Origin of the sequence: Burkholderia seminalis, from assembly GCF_001718535.1 — a bacterium.
In the GTDB taxonomy this organism is placed as follows: Bacteria; Pseudomonadota; Gammaproteobacteria; order Burkholderiales; family Burkholderiaceae; genus Burkholderia; species Burkholderia seminalis.
On sequence record NZ_CP013400.1, the window covers coordinates 1,422,255 to 1,441,002 of the forward strand.

Consider the following 18,748-nt stretch of genomic DNA (forward strand, 5'->3'; position numbering starts at 1 on the left):
GCGCCAGCGCGGCCCGGGAAAAGCGCGCAAAATCTCCGGCACCCTTCGTGAGGAGACGCCATGCCCGCCGAGCCGTTCCACATTGCGATACCCGACCATGCGCTGGACGACCTGCGCCGGCGGCTGCGCGACAGCCGCCCGCCGCTGCTGACACCCGCCGAGCCGTGGCAGCAGGGCGTCGACGGCGCGTGGCTGCGCGAACTGGTTGCATACTGGGCCGAAGGCTTCGACTGGCGTGCGGTGGAGCGTGCGCTGAACCGGTTGCCGCAGTTCGTTGCCGACGTAAGCGGGCAGCGCGTGCATTTCATTCACCGGCGCGGGGCGGGACCGAAACCTTATCCGCTCGTCATCACGCACGGCTGGCCGGGCTCCGTGTTCGAATTCGACGCGCTGATCGACCGCCTGTGCGACCCGGCGGCCTTCGGCGGCGATCCCGACGATGCGTTCGACGTCGTCGTGCCGTCGTTGCCCGGCTTCCTGTTTTCGCCCGCGCCCGGGGCGCCGGGCATGGCGGCATTCCAGGTCGCCGACCGCTGGGCGGCGTTGATGTCCGGTCTCGGTTATCGGCGCTTCGGTGCGCAGGGCGGCGATCTCGGCGCGGGCGTGTCGATCGCGCTCGGTGCGCGACATGCCGACCGGGTGGACGGCATCCATCTGAACTACCTGCCCGGCAGTTACGAGCCGCCGGCCGACGCGGCGTTGCCGTTGACCGGAGACGAGCAGGCCTTCCTGACGCAGCGCGGCGAGTGGGCCGCGCTGGAAGGCGGATACGCCCATATGCACATGACCAAGCCGCAGACGCTGGCCGTCGCGCTCAACGATTCGCCGGCCGGGCTGGCCGCATGGATCGCCGAGAAATTCCGCGCATGGAGCGATTGCGACGGCGACGTCGCGCGGCGGTTTTCGCACGATACGCTGCTGACCGGCATCTCGCTCTACTGGTTCACCGGCTGCATCGGCTCGTCGATGCAGATGTATTGGGAAAACCGGCTGCAGCCGATGCGCTTCGCGGCCGGGCAACGCGTGGCGGTGCCCGTCGCGTATGCGCGTTTCCCGAAGGAAATCGGCCGGCCGCCGCGCAGCTGGCTCGAACGCGTATTCGACGTCGTGCAGTGGACCGACATGCCGAGCGGCGGCCATTTTGCCGCGATGGAGGAGCCGGATCTGCTGGCCGACGACGTGCGGCGATTCTTCCGGCGGTTTCGGTAATGCGCGGCCGGGCCGTCTGGCTTACCGCGTGACGAACGGCGCGGCGTCGTCCGGTGCGGTGCGCGCATGCTTGCGCTGGCGCAGCAGCGCGACGCGGCAATTCTCGCGCGCGGTCTCGCGGCCGTCGTCGTCGAGCAGCACGAGGTCGCCGCGCATCACGTTCAGCGTGATCACGTCCTCGCCCGGCGCGCCGAGCGTTTCCGGCGTGTGCACCGAGCCGGCCGGTTCGAGCACGGTCGAGCCGGCGTGCGCGACCCAGTCGTACTCCAGGTAGCGCCACGCACCCTGCAGCGTATGGACGAACACCTCGCCGTCGTGACGGTGGCGCGGCAGCGTGCCGCCGGCCGGCATCTTCAGCAGCGCGGTGAGCGTGTCCTCGGCCGCATTGATGTGCAGGTACTTGATCGCGAGCCCCGGCAGGTCGGCGCTCATCGGCAGCCACGGCAGCGCGTCGCCGGGCAGGCACGAGATCGGCGGCAGGTCGGTGGAGGGCGGGGCGGGCGGCTGCGTCATGGCGGGAGGCGGAGCGGAAATGGGGAGCCCGCATTATCGCAGAGCCGCTTCGCACGGCGGAACGCGGCCGTTCTCGGCGACGCGGGTCTGGCCGGGCCCACGATCCTGACAACCTGAAATATACAGCCAAACTGTACAGTTAAACTGTCGATGTGATATCGTGGCGCCATGAACACGCGATCGTCCCCCTCCGATACGCGCCCGCTTGCCGGGCTCGCCGGCGAACTCCGCATCTCGGTCGGCAAACTGATACGGCGCATGCGGGAGCAGACCCATCCGAACGACCTCACTTCATCGCAGAAATCGGTGCTGCTGCGGCTCGACCGCGACGGCCCGGCTACCGTATCGGCGCTGGCCCGTGCCGAAAGCGTGCGCCCGCAGTCGATGCGCGTGACGGTCGCGACGCTCGAGGCGCTCGGCGCCGTCAGCGGCGCGCCCGACCCGACCGACGGCCGGCAGACGCTGATCGCGCTCACCCCCGGGTTTCGCAAGATGCTGCAGGCCAACCGTGCAGCCAAGGACGACTGGCTGTTCCGCGCGCTGCACGCGCAGTTGTCGGCGGCGGAACAGGCCGAGCTCGCCGCTGCCGTGAAGCTGCTGCAGCGGCTCGCCGAATTCCAGGATCCCGCCCGCCCGTGAACCGCCTCGGCCCGCACGCCGAAAGGACCGCCCGACCATGAACCTCCTGCATCTCGTGTCGTACTTCTTCGGCGGCGCGTTTCTCGCGAACGTCGTGCCGCATCTCGTCAGCGGGCTGCGCGGCGAGCCGTTCCAGACGCCGTTCGCGAATCCGTCCGGCCGCGGGCTGTCGTCGTCCACCGTGAATGTCGTGTGGGGCGTCGTGAACCTCGCGATCGCCTACGCGCTCGTGTGCCGCGTCGGCGATTTCGACCTGAGAAGCACGGCCGACGCCGCGGCGCTCGGGCTCGGCATCCTCGCGCTCGGCCTGTTCCTCGCGTGGCACTTCGGCACCCTGCACGGCGGCAACGAGCCCGGCCGGAAGCGGCCATGAGCGTGCCGGCGGCGGGCGTGTTCCGCTCGCTTCGCAGCTTCAACTATCGCGTCTGGGCGATCGGCTCGCTGGTGTCGAACATCGGCACCTGGGTGCAGCGTACCGCGCAGGACTGGCTCGTCCTCACGCAACTCACGCATCACGACGCGTCGGCCGTCGGCACGGTGATGGCGCTGCAGTTCGGGCCGCAGCTGCTGCTGTTGCCGTGGACCGGCTACGCGGCCGACCGCTTCGACCAGCGCAAGCTGCTGATGACGACCCAGGCGCTGATGGGCGTGCTGGCGCTGGCGCTCGGCATGCTGACGGTCACGGGCGCTGCACGGCTCGAGCACGTGTACGTTTTTGCGTTCCTGTTCGGCTGTGCGTCGGCGTTCGACGCGCCGGTGCGGCAGACCTTCGTCGCGGAACTGGTCGGCGATCGCGAGCTGGCGAATGCGGTCGCGCTCAATTCGACGTCGTTCAACGCCGCGCGGATGATCGGCCCGGCGGCGGCGGGGTTCATGATCGCGTCGGTCGGCACGGGCTGGGCATTCGTTGCCAACGGGCTCAGCTTCTTCGCGGTGCTGGCATCGCTGCTGCTGCTCCGGGAGGACGAGCTGCGCGCGAACCTGCGCGCGGGCCGCTCGCGCGGCGGGCTGCTCGACGGCTTCCGCTACGTGTGGCACCGCGAGGACCTGAAGGCGATCCTCGTGATGCTGTTCCTGATCGGCACGTTCGGGCTCAACTTCCAGCTGTTCATCTCGACGATGGCCGCCAGCGTGTTTCACGTCGATGCGCGCGGGTTCGGGTTCCTGTCGTCGATGATGGCGGTCGGCACGGTGTCCGGCGCGCTGCTGGCGGCCCGCCGCGAGCAGCCGCGCTTCGGGCATCTGTGGTTCGGCGCGGCGCTGTTCGGGCTCGGTTGTACGTTCGCCGCGCTGGCGCCCGGCTACTGGCTGTTCGCGGCCGCGCTCGTGCTGACGGGCGTCGCCGCGATCACCTTCATGAACTCGACCAACAGCCTGATGCAGCTGTCCACCGAGCCGGCGATGCGCGGCCGCGTGATGGCGCTGCGCCTCGCGGTCGCGCTCGGCGGCACGCCGATCGGCGCGCCGGTGGCCGGCTGGGTCGCGAACCATCTCGGCCCGCGCTGGGCGCTCGGCGTCGGCGCGGCGTCCGGTTTTGCCGCGGCGCTCGTCGCGACGCATTTCGTGAAGCGCAACCGCGACACGCTGCGCGCGGGACGCGCGGTCGAACAGCGCGACGCCGCCTGATGCACGCAAGGCGGCGGGCGGCGCGTCCGCCCGTCATGCGATGCCGCCGCCGGGAAACGGATTCGCCGGGATGACCCGCGCGAGCTGTCTACGCCGCCGGCCGCACGGCCGCATGCGCGGCTTCCAGGCACGACTGGAACAGCAGCGCGGCCCGCGACGGCCGCGGCGAGCGCCGCAGCAGGCTCACGAACCGGCACCGGTAATTGAACCGGTGCGGCGCGATCGGCTGCATCAACCCCTTGTTTTCGAAACTTTCCGCGTAGTGGTCGGGCAGGAAGCCGAGGTAGCGGCCGGACAGGATCAGCGTCGCGATCGACTCCTGGTCCGACGCGGTCGCGCTGCGCGTGAGCTTCGCGCGATGACTCAGCTCCATGTTCGGTGAATGGAAGCCGAGCCCGGCGAACGCGTGGTCGCGGATCGTCGTCCACGTGAGCTTGCCGTGCGGCGCATCGAACAGCGGATGCTGACGGCCGCAGTAGAGCAGCATCCGTTCGTCGAACAGCTCCGCATACTCGAGGCTGCCCGAATTGCGGTGCGCGGGAATGATCCCGACCTGATAGCTGCCGTCGATGATCCCGCGCTCGACTTCGTTGATCGACGCAACATGCAGGTTCAGCGTGACGTCGGGCGCCTCGTCGGCGAACTGGCGGATCGCGTCGCCGAGCCGCGCATGCGGGTTGGTGGCCGTCTTGTCGAACACGGCGACGTGCAATTCTCCGCCCATCTTGTCGTGAATGCCGTCGATCCTGCTGCGAAATGCTTCCATCGACGCCAGTAGGCGCAGCGTCTCCTCGTACACCGTCTGGCCTTCCGGCGTCAGCGTGAAGCCGGCGCGGCCGCGCCGGCACAGCACCAGGCCGAGGCGCGTTTCGAGATCCTTCACGTGCCGGCTGATCGTCGAGATGCCGATATTCAGTTCCAGTTCGGCCGCCGCCATCCCGCCGCACTGCACGACGCCCTTGAAGACCCGCAGCAGGCGCAGGTCCATGTCGCTGAGCTGCCCCAGCAGCGCGCGGCTCTTCGGTTTCTTTGCTTGCATAGTTGAGCAAGTGAACATTGATATTGCGATATTCAAAAGACTAATTGGCGTCCCGACAATGTGCAACATCATCACAAGGAAGAGGGGCGCGCCGCGCCGACCGACATGACCGACATCACCACCGCCCAGCACGACGACACGAACCTGCGCACCGACGCCGCGTGGCTCGACGCGCACTGGATGCCGTTCACGGCCAATCGCCAGTTCAAGGCCGATCCGCGCATGATCGTGTCGGGCAAGGGCGCGTATTACACGGACGCCGAAGGCCGCAAGATCTTCGACGGCCTGTCGGGCCTCTGGTGCACGGGCCTCGGTCACGGCCGCACGGAGATCGTCGAGGCCGTGAGCCGCCAGATCGCGCAGCTCGACTACGCGCCGGCATTCCAGTTCGGCCACCCGAAATCGTTCGAACTCGCAAACAAGATCAAGGAACTGACGCCGGCCGGCCTCGACTACGTGTTCTTCACGGGCTCGGGTTCGGAAGCCGCCGACACGTCGCTGAAGCTGGCCCGCGCATACTGGCGCGCGAAGGGCAAGGGCACGAAGACGCGCCTGATCGGCCGCGAGAAGGGCTACCACGGCGTGAACTTCGGCGGCATCTCGGTCGGCGGGATCGGGCCGAACCGCAAGCTGTTCGGCCAGGGCCTCGACGCCGATTTCCTGCCGCACACGCAACTCGCCGAGAACAAGTTCTCGCGCGGGATGCCCGAGCACGGCGCCGAGCTGGCCGACCGCCTGCTCGAGCTGATCGCGCTGCACGACGCGTCGAACATCGCGGCCGTGATCGTCGAGCCGTTTTCCGGTTCGGCGGGCGTGGTCGTGCCGCCGAAGGGCTATCTGAAGCGCCTGCGCGACATCTGTACCGCGCACGACATCCTGCTGATCTTCGACGAGGTCATCACGGGCTTCGGCCGTGCCGGCGCGATGACGGGCGCCGACGCATTCGGCGTGGTGCCGGACATCATGAACTTCGCGAAGCAGGTGACGAACGGCGCGCAGCCGCTCGGCGGCGTGATCGCGACGAAGGAGATCTACGACACGTTCATGGCCGCGGGTGGCCCCGAGTACATGCTCGAGTTCCCGCACGGCTACACGTATTCGGCGCACCCGGTCGCGTGCGCGGCCGGCGTCGCGGCGCTGGACCTGCTGGTGAAGGAGGACGCGGTGGCCCGCGTGCGCGATCTCGCGCCGCATTTCGAGGCGGCCGTGCACGGGCTGAAGGGCCAGCGCCACATCGCGGACATCCGCAACTACGGGCTGGCGGCCGGCCTGACGATCGCGGCACTGCCGGGCGAGCCGGCACGACGTCCGTACGAGATCGCGATGCGCTGCTGGGCGAAGGGCTTCTACGTGCGCTACGGCGGCGACACGATCCAGCTCGCGCCGCCGTTCATCGCCGAGAAGCGCGAGATCGACAACCTGGTCAACGCGCTGTCCGACGCACTGAACGAAGTGGACTGAGCCGCGGCTCGCCCCCGCGACAACCGCATTCACGAAAGAGCCTCAACGATGAAACACGACAGCAACGTCACCTCCACCATCGGCCACCTGATCGACGGCAAGCGCGTCGACGGCGGCCACCGCGTCCAGCCGGTGTTCGACCCGGCCACCGGCGAATCGGACAAGAGCGTCGCGCTCGCCGACAAGCCGACCGTCGAAGCCGCGATCGCGTCCGCGCAGGCCGCGTTCCCGGCGTGGCGCAACACGCCGCCGCTGAAGCGCGCGCGCGTGATGAGCCGCTTCAAGACGCTGCTCGAAGAGCATGCCGACGAGCTGTGCGCGCTGATCACGGCCGAGCACGGCAAGGTGCTCGCCGACGCGATGGGCGAACTGCAGCGCGGGATCGAGAACGTCGAATACGCGACGTACGTGCCCGAGCTGCTGAAGGGTGAGCACAGCAAGAACGTCGGCCCCGCGATCGATTCGTGGAGCGAGTTCCAGGCGCTCGGCGTCGTCTCCGGCATCACGCCGTTCAACTTCCCGGTGATGGTGCCGCTGTGGATGTGGCCGATGGCCGTCGCGTGCGGCAACACGTTCGTGCTGAAGCCGTCCGAGCGCACGCCGTCGTCGACGCTGCGCATGGCCGAGCTCGCGCTCGAGGCCGGCCTGCCGCCGGGCGTGCTGAACGTCGTGAACGGCGACAAGGAGGCGGTCGACACGATCCTGACCGACCCGCGCGTGAAAGCCGTGAGCTTCGTCGGCTCGACGCCGATCGCCGAATACATCTACTCGACCGGCTGCGCGCACGGCAAGCGCGTGCAGGCGCTCGGCGGCGCGAAGAACTTCGCGGTCGTGATGCCGGACGCCGACATCGGCAATGCGGTGAACGCGCTGATGGGCGCCGCGTACGGCTCGTGCGGCGAGCGCTGCATGGCGATTCCGCTCGTCGTCGCGATCGGCGACGAGACGGGCGACCAGGTCGTCGCGGGGTTGAAGGCCGAGATCGAGAAGATGAAGGTCGGCCCGGGCAACGGCGCGGGTGTCGACATGGGCCCGCTCGTGACGCGGCAGCACTTCGAGAAGGTGACGGGCTTCGTCGATGCGGGCGTCGCGGCGGGCGCGACGCTCGTCGTCGACGGCCGCGGCGTGAAGGTCGACGGCCACGACGGCGGCTACTACCTCGGCCCGTGCCTGTTCGACAACGTGAAGCCCGGCATGCCGATCTACCAGCACGAGATCTTCGGGCCCGTGCTCGGCGTGATCCGCCTGAAGTCGCTCGACGAGGCGATGGCGCTGATCGACGCGCACGAATACGGCAACGGCACGTGCCTGTTCACGCGCGACGGTGAGGCCGCGCGTTACTTCAGCGACAACATCCAGATCGGCATGGTCGGCATCAACGTGCCGCTGCCGGTGCCGGTCGCGTACCACTCGTTCGGCGGCTGGAAGCGTTCGCTGTTCGGCGACCTGCACGCATACGGCCCGGACGCCGTGCGTTTCTACACGAAACGCAAGACGATCACGCAGCGCTGGCCGTCGGCCGGCGTGCGCGAAGGGACGGTATTCAGCTTCCCGTCGAGCCGCTGACGCGCAAGCCGGCTGCACGCAGCCGGCGCGACGTGCCGAAGCCTGTCCCGGTCGACGATCGGGGCAGGCTTTTTTGCTTGTGCACGGATCGGGCGGAAGGCGGCGGAAGGACGCTTACGGCGCAACCACGTGCCACATGTTCTTGAAGTTGTCGCCGTTGCGGTCGCCCTGTTTCATGTCCTTCGAGAAGAAGTACAGCGGCTTGCCCTTGTAGGCCCATTGCGGGCTGCCGTCGTCGCGCTTGACGATCGTGTAGGGGCCGACCGGGACGTCGGTCGCGCTGGCCTTGTAGGGCGGCCAGAAGGATTCGCACTGGCCCGTGCAGGCGCTGGTGCCGGCATTGGGTTTGTCGTGGTCGAACGTGTAGACGGTCATCCCGTTGGCGGCGACGAGCGCGCCGTTTTCTTCCTTCGTGATGGAACCCTGGGCCGTAGCCGAAGCGGATGCAATGGCGAGCAGAGCGGAGCTGACGAGCAGCACGGCTTTCATGTGTGCCTCCTGATGGTCCGGTGGGCGGCCGCAACCGCGCGCACGGGCAAGCGTGCGCGACGATCGCGATGAATGGTGCCGGAACGCGATGCCGTTGCCGTTCGCGAGCTTGACGCGGGATCGCATGGCGGCAAACGGGGCGCCTTCTTCACGATAGGCGGTTTTGCGCGGGGCTGCGAGAAGATCGGGGGGCATATCGGCCGCGCGTAGGCATCGCGCAACGGCGCGGCGATTGCCTGCGCGCCGGTATTCCGCATCCGTCCCCGAACGCGCGGCGCACGCCGGCGCGTCAGCGTCTGGCGCGATTGGTCAGCGCGACGCCCGTGATCACGAGCACGCCGCCGGCCAGTATCGACGGCGACAGCGGTTCGCCGAGCGGCGCGACCGACAGCAGCACGCCGAACACGGGCACCCGGTTCGTGAACACGGCGGCGCGGGCTACACCCACAGCCGGTACATCCAGAACGATTCGTCGTCGGCGAAGCGCCGCACGAATTCGGTCGGCGCAAAGCCCGTGATGCGCCGCGTCGCGCGGCTCAGGTGGGCCTGGTCGGCAAAGCCTTCATCCAGCGCCAGCGCCGCCCAGTCGACCGGCTCGCCGGCTTCCTGCCGCGCCCGCGCGGCAAAGAACGCGCCTTCGCTGCGCACCAGCGTATGCCAGTCGCGCAACGAACGCCCGCTGTACGCCTTGATGCGCCGCTCGACCTGGCGCGCGCTGTGCGTGTGCCGCCATTCGCGTGCCTGCAGCGCGAGCCGTTCGGCCCAACTGCGGCCCGCGTCGCGCAGCGACGACAGCGGCGTCGTGCCGCCGCGCAGCGCGCGCCAGCGCGGCGCCAGGTGGCGGTCGAGCGCGGCCAGCGCCGCGGCGTCGCCGTCCGTCTCGGCCAATGCGTCGAGCAGCGGCCGCCAGCCGTCGTCGAGCGCGACACGCGCATCGACGAAGCGGTCGTGAATCTCGGGCAGCCCGATCCCGAACAGCACGCGGGCCGCGTCGGCATGGAAGCAGACGATGCCGCCCTGACCGGTGGTCGGCGCCCAGCTGACGGTCGGCGCCGACTGGCTGCCGGACAGCGTCGCCGACGCGCCGAACGCGCGCCAGCGCGGGCCGTCGGGCGCGCTCTCGACGAGCCCCGCGTCGAGAGCGCGATACCACGCGAGACAGACGAGCGGTGACGCCGGGAAGTGCGTCAGCCGCTGCGCTGCGTCCAGCGCGAAGCCGCGCGTGTCGCGGCAGATGATCGCGACCACCGCGCCTTGCAACGCGGCCGGCGCCGGATACAGCCGCGCATGCGGCGCGCGGCCGCCGCGCAGCACGCACGGCGCGCGCGCGAGCGGATCGGGGCATGACGGCAGGATCGGGGGCGGGCCGGAGCACATGACGCCGGAGTATAGGGACGGCCTGCATGCGTGTCGATGTCGTTTGCGTTCAAGACCGCCGCCGCGTCGCCGCGGACAATCCGCCGCATGAACCCGCGAACCTCCTCCCCATGTCCCTTCCATGCGGGCGCCGCAGCGCCGGCGCCCGTGCTTCACCCGCCCGGCGTATGGCCGCCGGGGCCGCGCGCCGGCCTGACGGGGTGGTCGTTGCTGCGCGCGATGTCGCGCGACCTGCTAGGCACGCTCGCGGGCTGGCAGCGCGAGCATGGCGACGTCGTGCATCTGCGCATGTGGCCCGAGCACGTGGTGGCCGTGACCGATCCCGCGCTCGTGCGCGAACTGCTGGTCACGCATCACGATGCGCTCGTGCGCTGGGAGCGCGGCATCCGCGTGTTCTCGCAGGTACACGGGCACAGCGTGCTGGTGGCCGAAGGCGACGCATGGCGCGACAAGCGGCACGCGTTGCAGCCGAATTTCATGCCGAAGCCGGTACAGGCGTTCGTTCCGGCGATCGCCGCGACGGCCGGCCATGCGCTCGCGCAATGGCCCGCGCACGACGCGCGTTGGCCGATCGAAAGCGCGCTGACGTCGCTCGCGATGGACGTGATCATGCGCGCGATGTTTTCCGATGCGATCGGCGAGGATGCGCGCGTGGCCGAGGCCGCCGTGCGCACGGTGAGCGCCGTGTCCAATGCCGAGTTTTACCAGCCGGTGAGCGCACCGGACTGGATGCCGTGGAAGCGCGGCAAGGCGCGGGCGCTCGCGGTGCTGAACGGGCTGATCGACCGGCAACTGCATGCGCGTCTCGACCGTCCCGAGCACGGCTGGCCCGACGATCTGCTGTCGCGCCTGCTGCGGCTGCATCGCGCCGACGCGCGCGTCTGGCCGCTGCAGGCCGTGCGCGACGAATGCATGACGGCGTTCCTGGCCGGACACGAGACGGCCGCGGCCACGTTGACCTGGTGGGCGTGGAGCATGGCGGCGCATCCGGACGTGCAGGCTGCCGCGCGGGACGAGGTCGTGCGCGTGCTGGACGGCCGCGCGCCGAGCACCGACACGCGCCCGGCATTGCGCTACCTGACGCAGACGCTCGAGGAAACGATGCGGCTGTACCCGGCGGCGCCGATCCTGATCAGCCGTCGCGCATCGCGGCCGGTTGCGCTGGGCGCCTGGCAGTTTCCCGCGCGGACGCTGTTCATGCTGCCGTTGCAGTTGATGCATCTCGACGAACGCTGGTTTCCCGAGCCGCATGCGTTCCGGCCGGCGCGCTTCGCCGACGACGCGCCGCCGCTGCCGCGCGGCGCGTACATGCCGTTCGGCACCGGCCCGCGCGTGTGCCTCGGGCAGCATCTGGCGATGACGGAGATGACCGTGGTGGCCGCGATGCTCCTGCAGCGCTACGTGCTGTCGGTTCCGCCCGGCACGGCGCCGCCGCGACCGGTGTTGAACGTGACGCTGCGGCCGCGGCAGGCGTTGCATCTGGCGATCGCGTCGCCGGGGCTGACGGCCGAGGCGGCCTCGGCACAAGGGCCGGCGTGACCGAGCCGGTCACGCGCGCATCGCGCGAGTGACGACCGTGCGAGCGATGCCGTGTCGTCGAATCGTCGGAACGTGAATGCATGCCGGCAACGGTGTTCGGCGTCCTGGCGCGGCGTCGCGCAGCACCTATGCTTGAAGGGCCCAGGCCGGGCGGACCCAACGGAGGACGGTCATGCGCATGCTTCTCAACATACGAATTCCTCACGAGCCGTTCAATACGCTGGTGCGCGACGGCAGCGTCGGCGACGTGATCTCGCGAATACTCGAGGCGGTCAAGCCGGAGGCCGTGTATTTCACGGAGCAGAGCGGCGGGCGCGGCGCGGTCGTGATCGTCAATCTGGACGACCCGTCGCAAATCCCGGCGCTCGCGGAGCCGTGGTTCCTGATGTTGAATGCGGACTGCGAGTTCCGCGTGGTGATGCTGCCGGACGATCTGCGGAACGCCGGGCTCGCGCAACTCGGCGCGAAGTGGCGGTAGCAGGATGCCGCGCGTGGCCGTGCCCCTGCCCGACAACGGGGCGGGAGGCATGGCGCGGCGTTCGCGTGCCGACTATCGCGCAGGCCGCGACGGCTCGACGGGTGCCGCCGGCCGGTCTTTCGGCCGGCACAGCAACAGCAGCCCGCTCAGCGCCGCCGCGCCGAGGAAAACGAAAAAGCACCGCGCGTTCCATGCGTTCAGGCTGTCGGATGCCACGCCGCCGGCATTTCCGGCCGTGGTGCCGGCTTCGAGCAGGAACGTGAAGACCGCCGGCACCGGCGCGGAGCCTAGGTAGGCGAGGAATGCGAACTGCAGCCGGCCGCGCGTCAGGATCGACCAGACGTCCTTGCCCATCAGGCAGGCGGCCAGCACCACGGGCGGCACGAGCACGATCGAAGCGGCGCTGACGGCACACAGCAGCAGCCAGCCAAGTCCGATGAGCGGAACGAGCGACATGAATCGGGTCTCCTGTATCGGGGCGGCCGTGTGGTCGGCGAAACCTCCGTGCCTGCTTCACCGGCCGATCACGGCGCGAATCGATGTATGGATAGTGCCCGATTCCGCGCCCGTTGCCATCTACCGCGATCGAGGCGTTCACCCGGCCGCATCTTCCCCGAGCGCCCGGATGAACCGCGAAAACAGCTCGGGCTGCGATGAAATCCCGAGTTTCGCGTACAGATGGCGCCGATGCACCTTCACCGTTTCGGGCGATATCGCCAGCCGCTCGGCGATCGCCTTCGACGAATTGCCGCGCAGCACCATGCGCGCGATCGACATCTCGCGGTCGGTCAGCACGCCCGCGCCGAAGCGCGCGAGCGCCTGCTCGACGCGCGCGCCGAGATCGGCGTCGGGCGTCGCGCGTGCGGCGTCGCCCACCAGCCGCCAGTGCTGCCGCATCGCCGCGAGCACCCACGGCATCGCGGCCGTCAGCTTGCCGAGCGGCTCGACGTCGAAGCGCGCGGCCGCGCCGAGCGACAGCGACAGCAGCGTATCGGCGTTCGGCCGCACGAGAATCTGGATCTCGTCGTCGCCGACCGCATCGCGGAAATAGCTGAGGAAATATTCGCTTTGCCGGAACAGGTCGGGCGCGACTTCCTCGAGCCGGTAGCAGCCGTCGGCGAGCCCGTCGTGCGCGGCCTGCAGGAACGGGTCGAGCAGATACACGCCGTTCAGGTAGAGCGGCACGGGCGATGCGTTGTCGGTGCCGCCGGTGTCGTATTCGTCGAGCACGAGCGGCACGCCGTCGCGGCCGACCGCGGTCGCGAGCGCGTTGTCGAACGGCACCATTTCGTTGAGCAGCAGCACCAGGAACCGCCAGAAGCGCGGCTGGCCGAGATGATCGATTGCGCGGCCAAGCGCCTGATGCATCGCGATTTCGGAAAAGAGACGATCCATACCACCACCGGAAGGGCGTAACACGAAGGGGGAATAGCGGTCCTGAAATTGGCTTCCTAGACTGCCACGCAATCAATCGGGCCCGAGTATGGGTGTTCAAAAATTGGCAGCAAAGGAGCACAGGAGAACGAAATGGCGATGATGTCGGAATCGACGGGTAGCCTGCAAGCGGCGCCTGCAACGGAAGACGCGCCGCGCGCGCTGTCGCAGACGCTCAGCGTGCGCGACGCGGTGATGATCACCGTATCGGGCGTGACGCCTGCCAGCTCGATCTTCGTGATCGCGCCGTTCGCGATCCAGCAGGCCGGCAGCGGTGCCGTGCTGTCGTTCGTGCTCGGCGGCGTGCTTGCACTGGCGTTCGCGCTTTGCTACGCGGAGCTCAGCGCCGCGCACCGCAGCGCGGGCGGCGAATACGTGATGGCCAAGCGCGTATTCGGCACGCTGCCCGGCTACCTGACCTTCATCACGGTGCTGTCCGTCAGCGTGTTCATCCCGGCCGTGCTCGCGAGCGGCGCCGCGCCCTACCTGAACAACGCGCTCGGCACGCACTTCGGCAACCAGTCGGTCGCGCTGACGATCGTGCTGCTCAGCTACCTGCTCGGCATGCTGAACATCAAGACGAACGCGTGGATTACCGGCGCGTTCCTGGTCGTCGAGATAGGCGTGCTGATGCTGATCGCGGGGCTCGGCTTCGGTTCGCCGCATCGCGGCGCCGACGTGCTGATCGCGCCGGTCGTCGCGAGCGGCAACGCGCTCGTGCCGGCGACGCTCGCGGCCATCGTGCCGGCGATCGGCACCGCGATCTTCTGCTACAACGGCTTCGGCTCGGCCGCGTATCTCGCGGAAGACCTGCGCGGCGGCAACCGCAACGTCGCGAAGGCGGTGATCTATTCGCTGCTCGTGATCCTCGTCGTCGAACTGGTGCCGCTCACCGCGATCGTGCTCGGCGCGCCGTCGCTCACGGAACTGACGAAGAGTGCCGACCCGATCGGCTATGTGGTGCGTTCGCTGAGCAACCCGGCCGTGTCGCGCGTGGTCAGCGGCGGGATCTTCCTGTCGGTGTTCAACGCGATCATCGCGATCGTGATCACGATGGGCCGCCTGCTGTACAGCAGCGGCCGGCATGCACTCTGGTCGCGCGCCTGCAACCGCGCATTCTCGACGATCCATCCGCGCCTCGAATCGCCGTGGCTCGCGACGCTCGCGCTGGCGGTGCCGTCGGCCGGGCTCGTGTTCGTGTCGAGCCTCGACGAACTGACCGCGTTCACGGTCGACCTGCTGCTGCTGATCTACCTGGTCGTCGGGCTGGCCGCGCTCGCGAGCCGGTTCGTGCGTCGCGACGTCGAGCATCATTACCGGATGCCGCTGTGGCCCGTGACGCCGCTCGTCGCGGTGGCCGGCGCGGCCTACACGCTGTACACGACGCTGGCGACCGCGACGAAGTCGACCGACCTGATCATCATCGCGGGGCTGCTGGCCGCCGCACTCGTGATGTACGGGGCATGGGCGCGCCACAGCGAAGCGTTCCGCGCGCTCTGAGCGGCGGATCGACACCTTGCAGCATCGACATACCGAACCACGGAAAGACTGGAGGAACTGCATCATGCGCACGAGGGATCTCGGCATCCGCATCGGGCTCGGCACGCCGGGCCGCTTCAACGCGATCACGGACGTACCGGGCGTGCGGGTCGGACATTGCACGCTGAACGTCGAGAACGGCGACGCATCGATCCGCACCGGCGTGACCGTCATCGAGCCGCGCGCGGGCGCCGCGCACGATTCGCCGTGCTTCGCGGGTGTGCACGTGCTGAACGGCAACGGCGACGCGACGGGGCTCGAATGGATCCGCGAGGCCGGCCTGCTGACGACGCCGATCGCCTATACGAACACGCACAGCGTCGGCACGGTGCGCGACGCGCTCGTCGCGAACGAGCGTGCAGCGGCGGCCGGCCGCGTGTACTGGTGCATGCCGGTCGTGATGGAAACCTACGACGGGCTGCTGAACGACATCTGGGGGCAGCACGTGAGCGCCGCGCACCTGCAGCGCGCGCTGGCCGCCGCGCAGTCGGGGCCGGTCGCGGAAGGCGGCGTCGGCGGCGGCACGGGGATGATCTGCCACGAGTTCAAGGGCGGCATCGGCACCGCCTCGCGCGTGCTCGCGAACGATGCGGGCGGCTGGACCGTCGGCGCGCTCGTCCAGGCAAACTACGGCGTGCGCGAAATGCTGCGGGTGGCCGGCTACCCGGTCGGCGAGGTGCTGCGGCACGTGCATTCGCCGTTCCGCGACCAGGGCGCCAAAGGCGAGCCGGGCATGGGATCGATCGTCGTGACGCTCGCGACCGATGCGCCGCTTCTGCCGCATCAGTGCACGCGCCTCGCGCAGCGCGCGAGCGTCGGGCTCGCACGCGTCGGCGGCGGTACCGAGGATTCGAGCGGCGACGTCTTCCTGGCATTCGCAACGGGCAATGACGGCCTGCCCGCGGCGAACTACGGCAGCAAGGGCGCGCCGACCACCGATCTGAAGATGGTCAACAACGACCACATTTCCGCGCTGTTCGTCGCGGCGGCGGAAGCGGTGGAGGAAGCGATCGTGAATGCGCTGGTCGCGGGCGGCGACGTCGAATCGCGCGGTGCGCGGGTCGAGGGGCTCGGGCGGGCGCGCCTGCTCGATGCGTTGCGCGAAGTGGGGTGGCGGCCGGGGCGCGGCGCCTGAAACGGCGAGCGCCGCTTCAATCGAAGCGGCGTGGAACGGGGCGGCGATGCGGCGATCGGCCGGACCGCCGTCCGCCCGCGCATGCGATGCATGCCGTGCGGGCGATGCGGGCCTGGCCGTGACGACGCGGCGTCATGCTCAGCTGCCGAAGTAGATGTTGCAGAAGCTGACCGGGCCGACACAGGCGTTCGGGTCTTCCTGCTTCGATTGCGAACGATCGACACGGCCCGCGGCCTTGACGGCTTCGGCGCGGTTCGCCTGTTGCGGTGCGGCGTCCGCCGGCGCCGGCTGTGCGTGGGCGACAGCGGCGGTGAGCGACAGGGCAACGAGGGCGAGGTGCAGCGGCTTCATTTTGGGTTCTCCTGGGTGAGTGCCAGTCGCGCTGGCAGTGAGGAAACTATAGGCTCGCACTGCTTAAAGATTAATCACCGGGGCTGTAGAGCTTATTTCCATCCGGAACAAGGATCCCGTTGCGCACGCATCGATCCTCAATGGCGGCGCCGGTTGAACGGCGCATCCTTGTCGAGCAGCGCGGTGCGCATGAAGTGCAGGCAGCCGACGATCCGCTGCATGCTCCGGCGCGCATCGGGCACCGCGTACCAGGCCTGCAGCGTGTGCTGCGCCGCGCGGATCGCGAGATTCACCGATTTCAGCGTGCGTGCGTGATGGCCGGGCGTCGGGTCGTCGAAGAAGCGCGGCAGCTCGTGCAGCACCGCGTCGATCGAGGTGGTCCAGCGCAGCGTCTGCGGCGGTTTCGAGGCACTGAACGCGCGCAGCTCGTCGCGCAGGTCGATCACGGCGTGGCCGACCTCGAGCGTCGACAGCATCCAGCGCATGGCGTCGCGGTGCTGCCGGGTACGCCGCACGAGCAGCGTGCGCAGTTGCGCCATCAGGTCGTGCGTACTCGACTGGAAACGCTGCGCGAGGCCGACCGGCGCGCCTTCGCACGCGAGCGTGACCTGGCGGCGCAGGTCGTGGGCGATGCGGCCGGTGAGCCACGGCATGTGGGTCGGGAAGACGACCGCGAACACGAGCGAGCACGCGAGCATCGCGACGACGATCGCCAGCCCGTTGTTGATCAGCACTTCGGGCGTATACGCGATCGCGTTGTCGGGGCCGGCGAGCAGGCAGAAGAACACCGCGAAGCCGATTCCGTAGCCGGACAGGCCGGGCCGCATGGCGAGGAACGCGCCGAGGCCGAGCACCGGCGCGAGTGTCGCGCACAGCAGCGGGAAGCCGTCGATGTTCGGATACACGTAGCACAGGAACACGTAGCCGACGGCGGTCGCGAACGCCGCGCCGACGCTCATTTGCGCGACGAACTTCGGCGCGCGCGGCGACGTCGAGCTGAGCGCGCACGCGATCGCCGTGGCGATCACGGCGAGCGAGCCGCTCGGCCATTCGGAGGCGATCCAGAACGCACTCATCGCGCCGACGGCGACAACCGTGCGCAGGAACGCGAAACCGACGAAGAACGCATTGGTCTTTACCGCGTAATGCGTGACGGAGCGCTCGAACGCGTGATCGTCCTGGTCGAGCGACGCGTAGGTATCGGCATAGCCGAGATATTCGCCGATGAAGCGGTACATCAGCTCGATCGCGGTATCGAAGTCGAGCAGGCCGCCCGCGGCATGTTCCTCGATGGTTCGGCGCGACGCGCGCGCGGCCTTCGGCAATGCACCGTGGAAGCGGCGCAGTTCGAGCAGCGCGCCGGTGGCCGGCGTGATGCCGCGCGGCCGCTCGTCGCGCAGTGCCGCGAAGCGCAGGGCGAGCGCGTCGACATGCGGCGCGAGCGCAGCGAGCACCGCGTCCGACTGGTTCGCGCGCAGGCGCTTGACGAGCTGGTGCAGCGCATGCAGTCGCGTGCAGGCATTCATGAACTCGCTGTTCAGTCGCGCAAGGCGGCGGCTGCGCGCGCGAATGTGCGGATCCTCGAACGACGCGAACGCGCGGTTGGCCTCGAAACCGACGATGTCGTCGACGAAATCGGCGAAGCGCCGCTCGAAATCGCCGCGCGCGACGTCGCCAGCCAGCGCACCGGCGGCGAACGCCGCGAATGTCGCATGGCGCGCGCTCAGCGAGCGCATCAGCGCCTTCGCGGAACTCAGCGGCAGGATCAGCGCGCTGACCGCGCCCGAGCAGGCGATGCCGAGCGCGACTTCCGCGGCGCGGGTGAGCGCGGACTGGAACAGCGTCTGCGGCGTCATCACGGCCGGCAGGCCGATCAGCGCGGCCGTGTAGCCGGCGAGCACGAAGCCGTACCAGCGGAAGTGGCGGTTGCGTACCGCGAGCGCGATACAGCCGCCGATCCACAGTGTGATGCCGGCCATGTACAGCTCGGGCTGCTGCGCGAACAGTCCGCCGAGCGCGAGCGCGGCGACGAGGCCGGCCGCCGTGCCGAGCACGCGATAGAAGCTCTTCGCGAACACCATGCCCGAGAGCGGCTGCATCAGCACGAACACGGTCGTCATCGCCGTGCGCGGCTGGGACATCTCGAGGCGCATCGCGATGCCCATCGCCAGCAGTGCCGCAAGCACGGTTTTCGCGAGATGCAGCCAGATCAGCCCGTCGCGGGTCGCCCAGTCGCGCGCGGCGTCGCCGAGCGGTTCGAGCCAGGCCCTCCATCGCGCGGGTTCGATGGAAGATTGCTCGATCGCAGGTGGTGGCTTCATGAAAAGAGGGGGCCGAGGCGGGGCCGGGGCGG

At 69.2% G+C, this 18,748-nt stretch carries 19 protein-coding genes; 10 read left to right on the forward strand and 9 right to left on the reverse strand.

What is annotated here, in order from left to right; all coding sequences use genetic code 11:
- The first annotated feature begins 60 nt into the window (after window positions 1-60).
- A complete protein-coding gene (locus tag WJ12_RS27050) occupies window positions 61-1,209 on the forward strand; it encodes an epoxide hydrolase family protein (protein ID WP_069245932.1) in 1,149 nt (382 codons plus the stop codon).
- 21 nt (window positions 1,210-1,230) lie between these two features.
- Here WJ12_RS27050 and WJ12_RS27055 read toward each other — a convergent pair whose 3' ends face one another.
- The gene (locus WJ12_RS27055; protein WP_059556494.1) at window positions 1,231-1,722 is read right to left on the reverse strand and encodes a 2,4'-dihydroxyacetophenone dioxygenase family protein; all 492 of its coding nucleotides are present in this window, start codon (window positions 1,720-1,722) and stop codon (window positions 1,231-1,233) included.
- Window positions 1,723-1,890: 168 nt separating this feature from the next.
- Between WJ12_RS27055 and WJ12_RS27060 the strand changes: the two genes are divergently transcribed.
- The 3 genes from WJ12_RS27060 to WJ12_RS27070 are packed head-to-tail and all read left to right on the forward strand — an operon-like array spanning window position 1,891 to window position 3,987.
- Complete coding sequence (locus WJ12_RS27060) at window positions 1,891-2,361, forward strand: MarR family winged helix-turn-helix transcriptional regulator (RefSeq protein ID WP_059556495.1); 471 nt, start codon at window positions 1,891-1,893, stop codon at window positions 2,359-2,361.
- A 37-nt stretch (window positions 2,362-2,398) separates the two neighbouring features.
- Window positions 2,399-2,734, forward strand: a complete 336-nt coding sequence (locus tag WJ12_RS27065) for a hypothetical protein (RefSeq protein ID WP_034191461.1) — start codon at window positions 2,399-2,401, stop codon at window positions 2,732-2,734.
- A complete protein-coding gene (locus tag WJ12_RS27070; protein ID WP_034191460.1) occupies window positions 2,731-3,987 on the forward strand; it encodes an MFS transporter in 1,257 nt (418 codons plus the stop codon). The genes WJ12_RS27065 and WJ12_RS27070 overlap by 4 nt, the downstream gene beginning before the upstream one ends.
- Window positions 3,988-4,075: 88 nt before the next feature.
- Here WJ12_RS27070 and WJ12_RS27075 read toward each other — a convergent pair whose 3' ends face one another.
- Window positions 4,076-5,026, reverse strand: coding sequence for a LysR family transcriptional regulator (locus WJ12_RS27075; RefSeq protein WP_049028381.1), 951 nt, complete (start codon window positions 5,024-5,026; stop codon window positions 4,076-4,078).
- A gap of 105 nt (window positions 5,027-5,131) precedes the next feature.
- On the opposite strand from WJ12_RS27075, the gene aptA reads away from it, so the two are divergent.
- Both aptA and WJ12_RS27085 read left to right on the forward strand, forming a co-directional pair.
- Window positions 5,132-6,487 carry an omega-aminotransferase AptA gene (gene aptA / locus WJ12_RS27080; RefSeq protein ID WP_034191682.1) on the forward strand — a complete coding sequence of 452 codons (1,356 nt, stop codon included), beginning with the start codon at window positions 5,132-5,134 and terminating at the stop codon, window positions 6,485-6,487.
- Window positions 6,488-6,535: 48 nt separating this feature from the next.
- On the forward strand, window positions 6,536-8,053 hold the full coding sequence (locus WJ12_RS27085; protein ID WP_059556496.1) for a CoA-acylating methylmalonate-semialdehyde dehydrogenase: 1,518 nt from the start codon (window positions 6,536-6,538) through the stop codon (window positions 8,051-8,053).
- 114 nt (window positions 8,054-8,167) lie between these two features.
- On the opposite strand, the gene WJ12_RS27090 is transcribed toward WJ12_RS27085, so the two are convergent.
- From WJ12_RS27090 to WJ12_RS27095, 3 genes are all read right to left on the reverse strand, one after another.
- On the reverse strand, window positions 8,168-8,542 hold the full coding sequence (locus WJ12_RS27090) for a COG4315 family predicted lipoprotein (RefSeq protein ID WP_049028502.1): 375 nt from the start codon (window positions 8,540-8,542) through the stop codon (window positions 8,168-8,170).
- 289 nt (window positions 8,543-8,831) lie between these two features.
- Window positions 8,832-8,990, reverse strand: coding sequence for a DMT family transporter (locus tag WJ12_RS35325; RefSeq protein ID WP_261340697.1), 159 nt, complete (start codon window positions 8,988-8,990; stop codon window positions 8,832-8,834).
- Window positions 8,981-9,919 (reverse strand): helix-turn-helix domain-containing protein, encoded by a 939-nt coding sequence (locus WJ12_RS27095; protein WP_059556497.1) that lies wholly within the window; start codon window positions 9,917-9,919, stop codon window positions 8,981-8,983. Before WJ12_RS27095 ends, WJ12_RS35325 begins: the two co-directional genes overlap by 10 nt.
- 87 nt (window positions 9,920-10,006) lie before the next feature.
- Between WJ12_RS27095 and WJ12_RS27100 the strand changes: the two genes are divergently transcribed.
- Both WJ12_RS27100 and WJ12_RS27105 read left to right on the forward strand, forming a co-directional pair.
- Entirely contained in the window at window positions 10,007-11,458 is a 1,452-nt protein-coding gene (locus WJ12_RS27100; protein WP_059556705.1) for a cytochrome P450, read from the forward strand.
- Between the two features lie 172 nt (window positions 11,459-11,630).
- Entirely contained in the window at window positions 11,631-11,936 is a 306-nt protein-coding gene (locus tag WJ12_RS27105; RefSeq protein ID WP_034191456.1) for a panthothenate synthetase, read from the forward strand.
- Between the two features lie 72 nt (window positions 11,937-12,008).
- Here WJ12_RS27105 and WJ12_RS27110 read toward each other — a convergent pair whose 3' ends face one another.
- Both WJ12_RS27110 and WJ12_RS27115 read right to left on the reverse strand, forming a co-directional pair.
- Entirely contained in the window at window positions 12,009-12,392 is a 384-nt protein-coding gene (locus WJ12_RS27110; RefSeq protein WP_059556498.1) for a hypothetical protein, read from the reverse strand.
- 138 nt (window positions 12,393-12,530) lie between these two features.
- Window positions 12,531-13,331: a helix-turn-helix transcriptional regulator gene (locus WJ12_RS27115; protein WP_034191454.1), complete on the reverse strand. Its 801-nt coding sequence runs from the start codon at window positions 13,329-13,331 to the stop codon at window positions 12,531-12,533.
- A gap of 132 nt (window positions 13,332-13,463) precedes the next feature.
- Between WJ12_RS27115 and WJ12_RS27120 the strand changes: the two genes are divergently transcribed.
- Together WJ12_RS27120 and WJ12_RS27125 are read left to right on the forward strand one after the other, a co-directional pair.
- The gene (locus WJ12_RS27120) at window positions 13,464-14,870 is read left to right on the forward strand and encodes an APC family permease (RefSeq protein WP_059556499.1); all 1,407 of its coding nucleotides are present in this window, start codon (window positions 13,464-13,466) and stop codon (window positions 14,868-14,870) included.
- 64 nt (window positions 14,871-14,934) lie between these two features.
- Window positions 14,935-16,044 carry a DmpA family aminopeptidase gene (locus WJ12_RS27125; RefSeq protein ID WP_059556500.1) on the forward strand — a complete coding sequence of 370 codons (1,110 nt, stop codon included), beginning with the start codon at window positions 14,935-14,937 and terminating at the stop codon, window positions 16,042-16,044.
- Between the two features lie 138 nt (window positions 16,045-16,182).
- Here the strand turns inward: WJ12_RS27125 and WJ12_RS27130 are convergent, their stop codons facing one another.
- Window positions 16,183-16,395: a hypothetical protein gene (locus tag WJ12_RS27130; RefSeq protein WP_034191451.1), complete on the reverse strand. Its 213-nt coding sequence runs from the start codon at window positions 16,393-16,395 to the stop codon at window positions 16,183-16,185.
- A 137-nt stretch (window positions 16,396-16,532) separates the two neighbouring features.
- Window positions 16,533-18,716 carry an FUSC family protein gene (locus WJ12_RS27135; protein ID WP_034191450.1) on the reverse strand — a complete coding sequence of 728 codons (2,184 nt, stop codon included), beginning with the start codon at window positions 18,714-18,716 and terminating at the stop codon, window positions 16,533-16,535.
- Window positions 18,717-18,748: the final 32 nt, after the last annotated feature.

What these genes read in the sequence shown, in the direction of transcription:
- WJ12_RS27050 (WP_069245932.1), top strand. Translation starts at nt 61, where the DNA reads ATGCCCGCCGAGCCGTTCCACATTGCGATACCCGACCATGCGCTGGAC.
- WJ12_RS27055 (WP_059556494.1), bottom strand. Translation starts at nt 1,722, where the DNA reads ATGACGCAGCCGCCCGCCCCGCCCTCCACCGACCTGCCGCCGATCTCG.
- WJ12_RS27060 (WP_059556495.1), top strand. Translation starts at nt 1,891, where the DNA reads ATGAACACGCGATCGTCCCCCTCCGATACGCGCCCGCTTGCCGGGCTC.
- WJ12_RS27065 (WP_034191461.1), top strand. Translation starts at nt 2,399, where the DNA reads ATGAACCTCCTGCATCTCGTGTCGTACTTCTTCGGCGGCGCGTTTCTC.
- WJ12_RS27070 (WP_034191460.1), top strand. Translation starts at nt 2,731, where the DNA reads ATGAGCGTGCCGGCGGCGGGCGTGTTCCGCTCGCTTCGCAGCTTCAAC.
- WJ12_RS27075 (WP_049028381.1), bottom strand. Translation starts at nt 5,026, where the DNA reads ATGCAAGCAAAGAAACCGAAGAGCCGCGCGCTGCTGGGGCAGCTCAGC.
- aptA (WP_034191682.1), top strand. Translation starts at nt 5,132, where the DNA reads ATGACCGACATCACCACCGCCCAGCACGACGACACGAACCTGCGCACC.
- WJ12_RS27085 (WP_059556496.1), top strand. Translation starts at nt 6,536, where the DNA reads ATGAAACACGACAGCAACGTCACCTCCACCATCGGCCACCTGATCGAC.
- WJ12_RS27090 (WP_049028502.1), bottom strand. Translation starts at nt 8,542, where the DNA reads ATGAAAGCCGTGCTGCTCGTCAGCTCCGCTCTGCTCGCCATTGCATCC.
- WJ12_RS27095 (WP_059556497.1), bottom strand. Translation starts at nt 9,919, where the DNA reads ATGTGCTCCGGCCCGCCCCCGATCCTGCCGTCATGCCCCGATCCGCTC.
- WJ12_RS27100 (WP_059556705.1), top strand. Translation starts at nt 10,007, where the DNA reads ATGAACCCGCGAACCTCCTCCCCATGTCCCTTCCATGCGGGCGCCGCA.
- WJ12_RS27105 (WP_034191456.1), top strand. Translation starts at nt 11,631, where the DNA reads ATGCGCATGCTTCTCAACATACGAATTCCTCACGAGCCGTTCAATACG.
- WJ12_RS27110 (WP_059556498.1), bottom strand. Translation starts at nt 12,392, where the DNA reads ATGTCGCTCGTTCCGCTCATCGGACTTGGCTGGCTGCTGCTGTGTGCC.
- WJ12_RS27115 (WP_034191454.1), bottom strand. Translation starts at nt 13,331, where the DNA reads ATGGATCGTCTCTTTTCCGAAATCGCGATGCATCAGGCGCTTGGCCGC.
- WJ12_RS27120 (WP_059556499.1), top strand. Translation starts at nt 13,464, where the DNA reads ATGGCGATGATGTCGGAATCGACGGGTAGCCTGCAAGCGGCGCCTGCA.
- WJ12_RS27125 (WP_059556500.1), top strand. Translation starts at nt 14,935, where the DNA reads ATGCGCACGAGGGATCTCGGCATCCGCATCGGGCTCGGCACGCCGGGC.
- WJ12_RS27130 (WP_034191451.1), bottom strand. Translation starts at nt 16,395, where the DNA reads ATGAAGCCGCTGCACCTCGCCCTCGTTGCCCTGTCGCTCACCGCCGCT.
- WJ12_RS27135 (WP_034191450.1), bottom strand. Translation starts at nt 18,716, where the DNA reads ATGAAGCCACCACCTGCGATCGAGCAATCTTCCATCGAACCCGCGCGA.